This is a genomic window from Paraburkholderia xenovorans LB400 (assembly GCF_000013645.1).
Lineage (GTDB): Bacteria > Pseudomonadota > Gammaproteobacteria > Burkholderiales > Burkholderiaceae > Paraburkholderia > Paraburkholderia xenovorans.
Window position 1 is genome coordinate 2,600,367 of record NC_007952.1, and the last position, 13,136, is coordinate 2,613,502.

The following is a 13,136-nucleotide window of genomic DNA, read 5'->3' on the forward strand; positions in this document are numbered from 1 at the left end:
GGCGGTTCCCGAGCGGTCCCCGAGCGCCGATGTGGACTCAACGATCGGCGCCGTCTGGCACTAACTTGCTCTATTTTTTACTGACGATACTCGACTCACCCCGTGCAAGGCGATCGGGACAAGCACCGGTCGTGGCCCCACGACTTCCATGCTCCACAGACAGCCACTTTTGAGACCTATTATGAAACGCCATAAAAATCCGACATCACGGCCGTGGTTCCAATGGACGGCACGCTGCGTCCTGTCGCTGGTTTTCGCCGCCACGGCGAGTTTCGCGACGACCCCAAGCCATGCGCAAGACAAGGAAGTCACGATCGCCTATCAGCAGATCGTCGATCCGTGGGTAGTCGGCATCGCGAACGGGTCCATCGAAAAGGCCACCGGCTACAAGATCAACTGGCGGCAATTCGAATCCGGGGCGAAGGTCGCGACCGCGCTGGCATCCGGCGACGTCAAGGTCGGCGTGATCGGTTCGAGTCCGCTCGCCGCCGCCGTGAGTCAAGGCCTCGATCTGCAGCTTTTCTGGATTCTCGACAACATCAACCAGGCCGAAGCGATGGTGGTGCGCAACGGCTCCGGCATCACGAAGCCGGCGGACCTGAAGGGCAAGACCATCGGCGTACCGTTCGTTTCGACCACCCACTATCACACCATGTTCGCGCTGCAGCACTGGGGCATCAATCCGTCTGACCTGAAGATCCTCAACATGCAGCCCAATCAGATCGTCGCGGCCTGGTCGCGCGGCGACATCGACGCGGCCTATGTGTGGGATCCGGCGCTCGCCGAACTGAAGAAAAGCGGCAAGGTGCTGATCACGTCCGGCGATCTCTCGAAGCTCGGCAAGCCGACCTTCGACGGCATTGCGGTCGATCGCAAATGGGGCGAGGATCACAAGGACTTCATGGCGAGACTCGTCAAGGCAATCGCCGAGGCCGACCAGCAATACCGCAGCAATCCGTCGCAATGGAATGCGACGTCGCCGCAAGCCGCGGCCATCGCGAAGATGATCGGCGGCTCGGCGGCTGACGTGCCGGCGTCCCTGTCGCTCTATGCGTTCCCCACGCTCGGCGAGCAGGCATCCGCGCAATGGCTGGGCGGCGGTACGGCGAGCCGCGCCGCGCTCGCGCTGAAGGACACTTCGGAGTTCCTGAAGAGCCAGAAGCAGATCGGCACTGTCTTGCCCGACTATTCGAAATTCGTCACGCCGGCCTACGCCGAAGCCGCCGCGAAACTCAAATGACGTAACCGTGATCCACGGGATCGGGAGGCAAAATGGAAAACATGACTGTCAGGAACGTGAGCGTGGTGTTTCCGGGGCGCGGTCCCGGCCAGACCGTCCAGGCGCTCGACGACATCAACCTGACGATCCGCTCAGGCGACTTCGTGGTCGCGCTGGGCGCGTCCGGATGCGGCAAGACCACGCTGCTATCGCTAATGGCCGGCTTCATCGCGCCGAGCCGGGGCGAACTGCTGCTCGGCGGCGAACCCATTGCGGGACCGGGCGCGGATCGTGGCGTGGTGTTCCAGAAACATGCGCTGTTGCCGTGGCTCAACGTGATCGACAACGCGGAATTCGGTCTCAAACTGCAAGGCGTGCCGCGCGCGCAGCGGCGTGACATTGCCGTGCGCAACCTGGCGCTCGTCGGCCTGCAGGATTTCCACAAGCACATGATCTATCAGCTCTCGGGCGGGATGCAGCAGCGCGTCGGCATTGCCCGCGCGCTCACCTGCGATCCGGCGATGCTGCTGATGGACGAGCCGATGGCCGCGCTCGACGCGCTGACCCGCGAAACCATTCAGGAACTGCTGCTCGATGTCTGGAAGAAGACCAGCAAGATGTTTTTCTTTATCACGCACAGCGTGGAGGAAGCGCTGTTCCTCGCGAGCCGCCTGATCGTGATGTCGCCGCGTCCCGGCCGTATCACCCACACCTACGATCTGGACTTCAATCGCCGTTTTCTCGAAACGCGCGACGCACGGGCGATCAAATCGAGTCCCGATTTCATCGCAATGCGCGAGCGCGTCCTCAACATCATCTACGGCGACGAGAAGATGCATGCCGCCGGGGCCGGAGTCGCTCATGTTTAGTTCAAAATCCGCTCAGGCCGTTCTGCCCGGCGAGGCCGCACCCATGCAGACGAACACGCCGGTCCGGCCGCCGCGCCGCCCGGGCCGCGGGCCCCGCATGCTCGCGAAGAAACCCGCCCGGCCCGGCGACACGTTCGGCGTGCCGGGGCAAGGCAGCAGCGTCGCCACGAGCCTCGTCACCGTGGCCGCATTCATCGGGCTGTGGTTCGCGGCCACCAACCTGCACTGGATCAAGCCGCTGTTTCTGCCGTCGCCGCAGGCCGTCTACGCGAAGTTCATCTTTGTCGCCACGGAAGGCTTTGCCAATTCCACGCTCGCGCAGCACACGGGAATCAGCCTGCTGCGGGTCTTCGGCGCATTCCTGCTCGCCTGCCTGAGCGCGATACCCGTCGGCGTGATGATGGGCGTGTCGCGCTTCGCGCGCGGCGCATTCGATCCGCCGATCGAGTTCTACCGGCCGCTGCCGCCTCTCGCCTATTTGCCGCTCATCATCATCTGGTTCGGCATCGGCGAATTTTCGAAGGTGCTGCTGATTTACCTCGCCATTTTCGCGCCGCTCGCCATCGCGGCCCGAGCCGGCGTGCGTTCGGTTTCGATCGAACAGATTCACGCCGCGTATTCGATGGGCGCCTCGCGCACACAAGTCGTGTTGTACGTGATCCTCAAGTCGGCGATGCCGGAGATCTTTACCGGCATGAGAATCGGCATCGGCGTCGGCTGGACCACGCTGGTGGCCGCCGAAATGGTCGCGTCGACCAGCGGCCTCGGCTTCATGGTGCTCAACGCGGCGGAATTTCTGGCCAGCGATGTCGTGATCATGGGGATCATCGTGATCGGCTTCTTCGCGCTCTGCTTCGATCTGCTGATGCGGTATATCGAACGCGTGCTGGTGCCCTGGAAAGGGAAGGTCTGAGCGCGCATCGCCGTTTTTTACCAGCAAGGGCCTTCGGGCCCTTTCTTCTTTCTTCTTTCGCCTCGCGTCGCGGGCGACACCGCGCTGGACTCAGCGACTCCCCCGCGCTGGCTCTACCCCGCTGCCGCGCCCAACGGCAATATCGGTCGCAACGGTAAGACATTTACCTTCCACGAGCGTCGATCCAGTCAGGGGCCATGTGAACGCCATCGTCAAAAGCGGAAGCGTTTCTGCGCCCGTCGCGACTCCGCAAGCGCCGGCACATCCGCACTGACCGATTCATTTTTGATACAAATCGTTCCATTTATTTGAATTTAGGTTGACGCGCAGAAACACCTGCCCTACATTTTAGACACCAAGCATTTTTCGGTATTTTTTGTTCCACTTATTTCGAAGAATCGGAGACACCCCATGAGCGAGCAGAATCCTTCCCCGCGCGACGCCACCGCTGAGAACCGTGTCAGCGGCCCGCAGGCCATGACGCCATCGGAGGCATTTGTCGAAACCCTGGCGGCCAACGGCGTGACCGATATGTTCGGCATCATGGGCTCCGCATTCATGGACGCGATGGACATTTTTGCGCCCGCCGGCATCCGCCTGATTCCGGTGGTGCACGAGCAAGGCGCCGGTCACATGGCCGACGGCTACTCGCGCGTGTCGGGACGCCACGGCGTGGTGATCGGCCAGAACGGCCCGGGCATCAGCAACTGCGTCACGGCGATCGCGGCGGCCTATTGGGCGCACAGCCCGGTGGTGATCGTCACGCCGGAAGCCGGCACGATGGGCATCGGTCTCGGCGGCTTCCAGGAAGCCAAACAACTGCCCATGTTCCAGGAGTTCACCAAGTACCAGGGCCATGTGACCCATCCGGCGCGCATGGCGGAATTCACGGGCCGCTGCTTCGACCGCGCAATGGCGGAGATGGGACCGACCCAGCTCAATATCCCGCGCGATTACTTCTACGGCCAGGTCAAAGTGGAAATCCCGCAGCCGCAGCGTCTCGATCGCGGCGCGGGCGGTGAGCAGCGCCTGAACGAAGCGGCCGAGCTGCTCGCGCAAGCCAGATTTCCGGTGATCATTTCCGGCGGCGGCGTGGTGATGGCCGATGCGATCGAAGAGTGCAAGGCGCTCGCCGAACGTCTGAACGCGCCGGTCGTCAACAGCTACCTGCACAACGATTCCTTCCCGGCCAATCATCCGCTGTGGTGCGGCCCGCTCGGCTATCAAGGCTCGAAGGCGGCAATGAAGCTGCTCTCGCGCGCCGACGTCGTGATCGCGCTCGGCTCGCGTCTCGGACCGTTCGGCACGCTGCCGCAGCACGGCCTCGACTACTGGCCGACCAATGCGAAGATCATCCAGATCGACGCCGATCACAAGATGCTCGGCCTCGTGAAGAAAATCTCGGTGGGCATCTGCGGCGACGCGAAGGCCGCCGCTGTCGCACTGACCGAACGCCTCGCCGGACGCACGATTGCAAGCGACGCCACGCGCGAGGAACGCGGCGCTCAGATCGCTGCCGAAAAAGCGGCGTGGGAGAAAGAGCTCGACGAGTGGACGCACGAACGCGACGCCTACAGCCTCGACATGATCGAGGAACAGAAGCACGAGCGCACGCCCGGCGGCGGCGCCTATCTTCATCCGCGCCAGGTGCTGCGCGAACTGGAAAAGGCCATGCCGGAAGACGTGATGGTGTCGACCGACATCGGCAACATCAACTCGGTGGCCAACAGCTATCTGCGCTTCAACAAGCCGCGCAGCTTCTTCGCGGCGATGAGCTGGGGCAATTGCGGCTACGCGTTTCCGACCATCATCGGCGCCAAGGTCGCGGCGCCGCACCGTCCGGCCGTTTCGTATGCGGGTGACGGCGCATGGGGCATGAGCCTGATGGAAACCATGACCTGCGTGCGCCACAACATTCCGGTGACGGCGGTGGTGTTCCATAACCGCCAGTGGGGCGCCGAGAAAAAGAACCAGGTGGACTTCTACAATCGCCGCTTCGTGGCGGGCGAGCTTGATAACCAGAGCTTCGCGGCCATTGCGCGCGCGATGGGCGCCGAGGGCGTCGTGGTGGATCGCCTGGAAGACGTCGGCCCCGCGCTCAAGCGTGCGATCGACGCGCAGATGAACCGCGGCAAGACCACGATCATCGAGATCATGTGCACCCGTGAACTGGGCGATCCGTTCCGCCGGGACGCACTCTCCAAGCCCGTGCGCATGCTCGACAAGTACAAGGACTACGTCTGAGCGTTCAGGCGCCGGCGGGCTCCGTACCCAGGCGCACGGAGCCCGCAGCGCCCACTGCCCGGAAACAGGGCGTGCCTTGCCGGGCGCTCTGTCTCCGGCTGCTTTGTTGCGAGTCTCGCGCCCTCCTCGATCGGCCATTGCCATGAAAGCCATCAACCGCATCATTGAACAAGCGCGCCGTTCGCCGATGCGCATCGTGCTGAGCGAGGCCGAGGATCCGCGCGTGTTGCAGGCGGCGCAACGCGCGAGCCACGAAGGCATTGCCCGGATTCTGCTCGCGGGCGACGCCGCGCGCATTCGCGAGGCGGCGGCCCGCTTCGACGTCGATCTGTCCGGGATGGAGCTGGTGGACCCCGCCGCGTCGGCGCTCGCAGCGTCTTATGCCGACGAACTGTTCGCACTGCGCGGCAACAAAGGCATGACGCCAGAACAGGCGCAGCGCGAAATCCTCAACCCGCTCTGCTTCGCGAACCTGATGGTGCGTCTCGGCCACGCGGACGGTTCCGTGTCCGGTGCGGTCAACACCACCGCCGAGGTCGTGCGCACCGCGCTCCAGATCATCGGTATCGCGCCTTCGTTCAAGCTCGTGTCGAGCTTCTTTCTGATGATGCTGTGCGAGCCGTTCCACACGCTCAAAGGCGGCCTGATCTTTTCCGACTGCGCACTGGTGGTGGAACCGGATGCAGGCCAACTCGCGGAGATTGCAATCGCCGCCGCGGACAGCGCGAAAAGCCTGCTGATGGACGAACCGCGCGTGGCGATGCTGTCGTTTTCGACGAGCGGCAGCGCCCACCACGCGGCCGTCGACAAAGTGGTCAACGCGACCCACATGGTGCAGGAACGCCGCCCGCATCTCGCGATCGACGGCGACGTGCAACTCGACGCGGCGATCGTCTCCGAAATCGCGCTGCGCAAGGTCAAACACTCGCAGGTGGAAGGCCACGCCAACGTGCTGGTGTTTCCGAGCCTGGAAGCCGGCAACATCGGCTACAAGCTGGCCGAGCGGATCGGCGGCGCGAAGGCGATCGGCCCCTTGCTGCAAGGCTTGCGCAAGCCGGCCAACGACCTGTCGCGCGGCTGCAGCGCCGACGACATCTACTACGTGATCGCCGTCACCGCGGTTCAGGCGCAGGCCGCGCTCACGCATCCCGACGCTCTCCTCACACCGTCCCATTCATGATCGTTCAGAAGTTGCTGCCTCTGCTCGCACTGATGGGTGTGGCGAGTTATTTTCAAACCATTACGGGCTTCGGCCTCAACATGATCGTCATCGGCGCGGCCAGCGGCCTCCAGCTGGCGCCGGTGACGAGTCTCGCCGCCTTGCTCAGCCTCGTGACACTCGCCAATAGCGCGACCGCGCTGCCCGGCAAATTTCATCACATCGACTGGCGCGCGGTAGCGGCCGCCACGCTCGGCGTGCTGCCCTCCGTGGTGGCGGGCGTGCTTGTCCTGAATCTGCTGGGCCATGCGGCGTCCAGCGTGTTGCAACTGCTGCTGGGCGCCGTGGTGTTGTACGGCGGCCTGAGCGCGGCACTGCGCCCGGCCCCGCTTGCGCGCCGTTCCGGCGATCGCAGTTTCTTCATCAGCGGACTGTTCGGCGGTCTGCTGAGCGGCATGTTCGGCGTATCCGGGCCGCCGTTGATTTTTCAGTTCTATCGTCAGCCGCTCTCGCTCATGCAGATCCGCTACGCGCTGATTCTGATTTTCACGGTGAGCTCGATCACGCGTACGCTGTTCTGCGCGTATCAGGGCCAACTCGACGCCGATCTCTGGATGCAGGCCGCGTTCGCCGTGCCGGTAGTCGCGCTCATGACGATGGTGGCGCGGCAGTATCCGCCGCCGCTGTCGGGGGCGACGACGCGCCGCATCGCGTACGCGATTCTGGTGGTGATCGGCGCCTCGCTGATTCTGCAGGCGTTGCAGCAGTTGCTCCGCTGACGCGCGGGCCTGACAGCCACGCTACCGGCGCGCGCCGATCCATCCGGCGAGTTCGCCGAACAGCGCCATGTCAGGCGGCGCGGACAGATCGACGGCAAGACAACGGCGGTAGTACGGACTGAGATCGAGTCCGACGCCAAGGCCGAGCAATTCGACGTCGCGTGCGGCTTCGTTGCGCGCTACCACCTGTTTCAGGTGATTGTCGAGGTAGTAGCTGTCGTTGACCTGGGCGGTCGCGCTGTCCATCGGACTGCCGTCCGAGATCACGACGAGGATGCGCCGCGCCTCGCCACGCGCCCGCAGCCGCGTGCAGGCCCAGTCGACCGCTTCGCCGTCCACGCCCTCGCGGAACAGATCGGCCTTGAACAACGCGGCAATGTCGGCGCGAGCGCGCCGCCAGCTCGTCGCGGCATCCTTGAAGACGAGATGGGCGATTTCGTTGAGCCGGCCCGGATGATGCGGCCGGCCGGCGGCCAGCCAGTCGAGCCGGGCGCGGCCGCCGTTCCATGCGCCGGTCGAGAAACCCAGCACCTCGCTCGCCACACCGGCCTGATCGAGCGCGCGCGTGAGCACATCGACCAGCATCGCCACCGGCTCGATATACGTTCGCATGGACCCCGAACAATCGATGAGAAAGCTCACCACGCAATCCGCGAGCGGCGTGTGCCGTTCGAGCAGGAACAGACGCCGCTCGGCCGGCGAACTGACCAGTTGCGCGAGACGCCGCCCGTCGATACGGCCGTGCTCCTCGCCGAACGACCAGCCATCGCGTTGCGGCACCGCGAGCGCCGCCTTCAGCGCATACGCGAGCCGCGGCACGTTGATGCGTTGCGCGGCGATCCGCTTGTCGAGCTGGTCGCGATAGCCGGCAAGCAGTTCGCTCCGGATCCGCGAGCCCGGCGCCAGCTCGCGGTCGTAGCGCGTGGTGTACGCGAGGTAGCGATGCCCGGCGTCGCGCAGAACACGGCTGTCGCCGGTGGCGGCGAGACCCATGTCGACCTGCTCGCCTTCGTCGGTATCGAACCAGAGCGCGAACATGGCGCGCACGGCTTCGTCGTCTTCCGGCGCCTGCCCGTCTTCTTCGACAGACTGCGCACGGGCGTCACGCATCATCTGGCTGACGAGCCGGGCCAGTTCGAGCGCATGAACCGCGAACTCGCCCTGCTCCGTTCGATGCCGGCGCAACCCCGCCAGCGGCACGCCCAGGCTCGGCGTGACCGCGGCGCGGGTGGCTTCGATCAGGCCTTCCGTCTCTTCCAGCACGGGCCAGCCCGACAGGCGTGACCAGACGATCTGGGCCACCGTGTAAAGCAGAATGCCGAGATGCCCGTCGGCCAGTCCGGCACGATGGAAAGAGCGCGACCAGGTTTCGAAGCGGCGGCGCAAATTCTGCGCAAGCCCCGGCATGCCGACGGGCGCGAGCGCTTCGCAACGCAACTGCTCGAACAGTTCGAACAGGAGTCGTTCGAACGGTTCAGCGGGACACAAGCTCGCATGGAGAGCGGCATCGGAATGGGTGACGCGCAACGCGGCGCCGTCCGCCGCGCCGCGCAGGGAAACCAGGTCGTCGAGCTGCGCGTCCGTGCGCAAATGCGGCGCATGAAAAGGCAGCGGCCGCAAGCCGCGGTACAGACGGCCGCCACGGTAATGCAGCGCGGCGTCCCCGGTCAACGCGCGCACCGTCGCCGCGCACAGGTTCTGACGCTGCTCCGCGCGGCGGGTGGCCTGCCGCGGCGCTGCGGTCATGGCGCCGCCGTCGGGCGCGCGGCGCGCTCCGCCACGCTGTCCAGCTCCCTGTCGAAGCAGCGCTGGAAATACTCGGCCACGATGGGCCGTTCGGCCTCGTCGCATTTGTTGACGAAGGTCAGGCGAAACGCCATGCCCGGATCGCGGAAAATCTGGCAGTTCTCCGCCCAGTCGATCACCGTGCGCGGCGACATCAGCGTGGACAGATCGCCGGCGGCAAAGCCTTTGCGCGTCAGTTCCGCGACGCTGATCATCGACTCGAGCAGCGCGCGGCCGGCCTCGTCGGCAAGCTGCGGCACACGCGCCAGCACGATGCCGGCTTCCTCGGCGCGCGGCAGGTAGTTGAGCGTGGCCACGACGTTCCAGCGGTCCATCTGCGCGTGATTCAACAACTGCGTGCCGTGGTACATCCCGTTCAGATTACCGAGCCCGACCGTATTGGTCGTGGCGAACAGCCGGAAATAAGGATGCGGATGAATCACGCGATTCTGATCGAGCAGCGTGAATTTGCCGTCGCGCTCAAGAATGCGCTGGATCACGAACATCACGTCGGGACGGCCGGCGTCGTATTCGTCGAAGATCAGCGCCATAGGCCGTTGCAGCGCCCAGGGCACGATGCCTTCCTGGAACTCCGTGACCTGCAGGTCGTCGCGCACGATGATGGCGTCTTTGCCCACCAGGTCGAGACGGCTGATATGCCCGTCCAGATTCACACGCACGCACGGCCAGTTGAGCCGGGCCGCGACCTGTTCGATGTGAGTCGATTTGCCCGTGCCGTGCAGGCCCTGCACCATCACGCGGCGCTCGCGCATGAAGCCGGCGAGAATGGCCAGCGTCACTTCAGGATTGAAGCGGTACGCCTCGTCGATTTCCGGAACGTGGTCATCGCGTTCGCTAAAGGCCGGCACCATCAAGCCTGAATCGATGCCAAACAGCGTGCGCACCGCGACCATCCGGTCCGGTTTGCCTGTCACGATATCGGTCACTACGGTCTCCTCCGCACTTCGCCACGACGGTGGCCGACGCCCGGTCAGGCGGCGCGGCCTCGCCGGTTCATCATACGCACTTTCTTTTTTCGATACAATTCATCTCGTTTTTTATCGATGATGATGCCGGTACTCGACCGTCTCCGGCTCGCCGGGCATCGCGTCGCTCCGGCGCCCTCGCAGCGGATAGGCGAGCAGCAGCACGCCCAGACTCGCGACCCCGAACCATAGCGGCTGGCGCTGCTCCGGAATGAAGGCCATCGCAACCAGAATGCCGACCATGCCGATAATGGAAACCCACGTGAGGTACGGATAGCACCACATCCTCACCCGAAGTGTCTGCGGCGCATCCCGCTCGATCCGGGCCCGCAGTTTCAGTTGCGAGATCGCAATCAGCACATAGACGAAAATCGCCACCGTGCCGTACGAATTCACGAGAAACGCGAACACCGTATCCGGCGAGACATACGACATTACGACCGACGCATAGCCGAATACGGTGCCGATCAGAATCGCGCGCACCGGCACGCCACGCCGGTTGACCCTGGCGAGCGCGGCGGGCGCGTCGCCGTGGCGGGTCAGCGCGAAGATCATCCGCGACGCCGCATAGAGTCCCGAATTGAGCGCCGACAGCACCGCGGTGAGCACGATGGCGTTCATGACGCTGGCGGCGGCGGGAATACCCATTGCGTCGAGCGCGCTCACATACGGCGTCGCCATCTTCGGCGAGTTCCACGGCACGAGCGCGACGACGAGCAGGATCGAGCCCACGTAAAAAACCAGCACGCGCGTGATCACCGAGTTGGTCGCCCTGGCGACGGCCTTCGCGGGCTCCTGTGCCTCGGCTGCCGCAATGGTGACGATTTCCGCTCCGAAGTAAAAACCCGTGGCGGCGACCGCGCCGCTCAGTACCGGTCCGATTCCTTTGGGCATCAGGCCGCCGTGTGAGAACAGCGTCGGCAGCACCTCCGTGACGTGCTTCGACGCGGGCCACAGTCCCAGCACGTACATGCTGCCGAGAAACAGAAACACCATGATCGCCGCGACCTTGATCGACGCGAACCAGAACTCGAATTCACCGTAACTGCCGACCGAGACCAGGTTGGTTGCAGTGAGCGTCACGAGCAATACGAGACTGATCGCCCACGCGGGGACATCGGGCAACCAGAACTGCACCAGTTTCGCCCCCGCGACGGCCTCCACCGCCACGACGATGACCCAGAAATACCAGTACATCCAGCCGGTCAGAAAGCCGGCCAGATTGCCGCAGGCGCGTTTGCCGCCGAACGCGAGCCGCGCGTATTCATAGAACGAGCCGACGGCCGGCATCGCGCAGGCCATTTCGCCGAGCATCCGCATAACCAGCACCACCAGCGCGCCGGTAATCAGAAACGACAACACCGCCGCGGGGCCGGCCTGCTGCACGACCACCCCGCTGCCCACGAAGAGCCCCGCGCCGATCACGCCGCCGAGGGCGATCATCGTCATGTGGCGCTGCTTGAGGCCCGCCTTCAATTCCGTTGTCTCTGTAGATCGCTGCATGTCACCTCCACGTTCCATCATCCGCTCGCGAGCCGGGCCGGTCTGCCTGCGCAGCCGCCGGGGTCACGACGTCTTCAATACCGGATGGGGCGAGGACGCTTCCGCGTCTCGCCAGATAGATTTGTTATGACGTACCGCACGACGCGGGCGCATGGTGCAAGCGTGCACCGTTTGCCCCATGCGGTCGGCCTTATCCGAACCGCGCGCGGCATGCCGCGCGGGCAACCGGCTGCGTGCCGCGCGCCGCGTCAGGGTTTCTCGTCGCGGCGAAAATAGAGTTGATACAGCATCCGCTGGCCGATTCGCCGGAACGGCGCGAACGGATGTCCGGGCAAAGGCGACGTGAAGATCGGCAAGGTCTGCTTCGCGCCCTTTCCGGCAATGCGTTCGGCGAGCCGGCGGCCGGCCTGCTGCGAATACGACACGCCGTTGCCGCCGTAGCCGAGCGCGTAGTAGACCGTCTGCATGGGATCCGGCTGATACACGCGCGGCATCATGTCGTGGCTGACGTCCACCCAGCCCCACCATGAATAGTCGATCGTCACGCCGCGCAAGGCGGGAAACTTGCGGACCATGCCTTCCACCAGCAGATCGTAGTGGCGCGAATTCGGCGCGTCGGCGCCGGTGATCGCGGAACGGCTGCCGATCTGCAAACGGTTGTCCGGCAGGAAGCGATAGTAGAAGCGCAACGTGCGCGTATCGGTGAGCACCTGGGTCGTGCGAAAGTTGCACGCGGCGATTTCCTGTTTCGTGAGCGGGCGCGTGACCATCGAATTCGACAGGATCGGCATGATGCGGCTGCGCAGCGAAGCGTGCAGCGTTTGCGCCGTGTACGCACCGGTCGCGATGCCGACCGCACGCGCACGCACGGTGCCGCCGGGCGTACGCAAATGATGCACGCCGTTGATGGTTTCCCAGCCGAGCACGGGGCTCGCCGGATGCACCCTGGCGCCCGCTTCGCGGGCAAGCCGCAGGTAGCCGAACGCGAGCTTCAGCGCATGAATGCCGATGCCCTCCGGCTCGTGAAGCGCCCCGGCCGCCTCGGCGTCGTTGACATAGTCGCGCTGGAGCGTGCGCTTGTCGATCAGTTCGGACGGGTAGCCGAACACGTCTTTCCACACCTTCGCCTCGGCTGCCAGCTTCTGCATGATGCGCGGGCGGTGCGCAATCAGAAAGTGGCCGCCCGGTTGCGGATCGCAATCGATCTGCGCGATCAGCGACTTGAAGTTATCGAACCCTTCCTGAATTTCATCGTGCATTTTCAATGCGACGTCTTTACCCCAGCGCTCGATCCATTGGGAACGCGACAGCCGGCCCGAGGCGTTCTGACCTTGCCCGCCGTTGCGGCTGCTGCAACCCCAGCTCGTCTTGTTGGCTTCCAGCACGACCGCCTTGATGCCGTGCTCCCGCGCGAGGCAAAGCGCGGTGGCGAGGCCGGTGTAGCCGCCGCCGATGATCGCCACGTCCACGTCGACGTCGGCCGTGATCGGGCCGTCGTCTTCGGGCGGCGTGCCCGCGGTCGCGACCCAGTAGGTGGGCGCGTATTGCTTGCCCCAGCCGGGGCCTGGCGACACCAGCGGGTCGTACGCCGGATCGTAGCGCGTATCGTCATCGCGGCCGGACGGCAGCATGCCTTGCGCGACGCGTTCGATTTCACTGTGCTCCATGTGAAGCTCCCG

10 protein-coding genes are annotated in these 13,136 nt (G+C 64.7%); 6 read left to right on the forward strand and 4 right to left on the reverse strand.

The window, feature by feature from the left end; all coding sequences use genetic code 11:
- The first annotated feature begins 181 nt into the window (after positions 1–181).
- The 6 genes from tauA to BXE_RS33460 all read left to right on the forward strand — a co-directional run bounded on the left by tauA (position 182) and on the right by BXE_RS33460 (position 7,183).
- Complete coding sequence (gene tauA / locus BXE_RS33435) at positions 182–1,240, forward strand: taurine ABC transporter substrate-binding protein (RefSeq protein ID WP_040124469.1); 1,059 nt, start codon at positions 182–184, stop codon at positions 1,238–1,240.
- A 32-nt stretch (positions 1,241–1,272) separates the two neighbouring features.
- A complete protein-coding gene (locus BXE_RS33440) occupies positions 1,273–2,088 on the forward strand; it encodes a taurine ABC transporter ATP-binding protein (protein WP_011492553.1) in 816 nt (271 codons plus the stop codon).
- On the forward strand, positions 2,081–3,001 hold the full coding sequence (locus BXE_RS33445; RefSeq protein WP_011492554.1) for an ABC transporter permease subunit: 921 nt from the start codon (positions 2,081–2,083) through the stop codon (positions 2,999–3,001). Before BXE_RS33440 ends, BXE_RS33445 begins: the two co-directional genes overlap by 8 nt.
- A 411-nt stretch (positions 3,002–3,412) precedes the next feature.
- Positions 3,413–5,245 (forward strand): sulfoacetaldehyde acetyltransferase, encoded by a 1,833-nt coding sequence (gene xsc / locus BXE_RS33450; protein WP_011492555.1) that lies wholly within the window; start codon positions 3,413–3,415, stop codon positions 5,243–5,245.
- A gap of 142 nt (positions 5,246–5,387) precedes the next feature.
- A complete protein-coding gene (gene pta, locus BXE_RS33455; RefSeq protein ID WP_011492556.1) occupies positions 5,388–6,425 on the forward strand; it encodes a phosphate acetyltransferase in 1,038 nt (345 codons plus the stop codon).
- Positions 6,422–7,183, forward strand: a complete 762-nt coding sequence (locus BXE_RS33460) for a sulfite exporter TauE/SafE family protein (RefSeq protein ID WP_011492557.1) — start codon at positions 6,422–6,424, stop codon at positions 7,181–7,183. The genes pta and BXE_RS33460 overlap by 4 nt, the downstream gene beginning before the upstream one ends.
- A gap of 21 nt (positions 7,184–7,204) precedes the next feature.
- On the opposite strand, the gene BXE_RS33465 is transcribed toward BXE_RS33460, so the two are convergent.
- From BXE_RS33465 to BXE_RS33480, 4 genes are all read right to left on the reverse strand, one after another.
- Complete coding sequence (locus tag BXE_RS33465; RefSeq protein WP_011492558.1) at positions 7,205–8,929, reverse strand: cobaltochelatase CobT-related protein; 1,725 nt, start codon at positions 8,927–8,929, stop codon at positions 7,205–7,207.
- A complete protein-coding gene (locus BXE_RS33470) occupies positions 8,926–9,915 on the reverse strand; it encodes an AAA family ATPase (RefSeq protein ID WP_011492559.1) in 990 nt (329 codons plus the stop codon). The genes BXE_RS33465 and BXE_RS33470 overlap by 4 nt, the downstream gene beginning before the upstream one ends.
- A 111-nt stretch (positions 9,916–10,026) precedes the next feature.
- Positions 10,027–11,457 (reverse strand): amino acid permease, encoded by a 1,431-nt coding sequence (locus BXE_RS33475; RefSeq protein WP_040124466.1) that lies wholly within the window; start codon positions 11,455–11,457, stop codon positions 10,027–10,029.
- Positions 11,458–11,705: 248 nt separating this feature from the next.
- A complete protein-coding gene (locus tag BXE_RS33480) occupies positions 11,706–13,124 on the reverse strand; it encodes an NAD(P)/FAD-dependent oxidoreductase (protein ID WP_011492561.1) in 1,419 nt (472 codons plus the stop codon).
- Between the last annotated feature and the right edge of the window lie 12 nt (positions 13,125–13,136).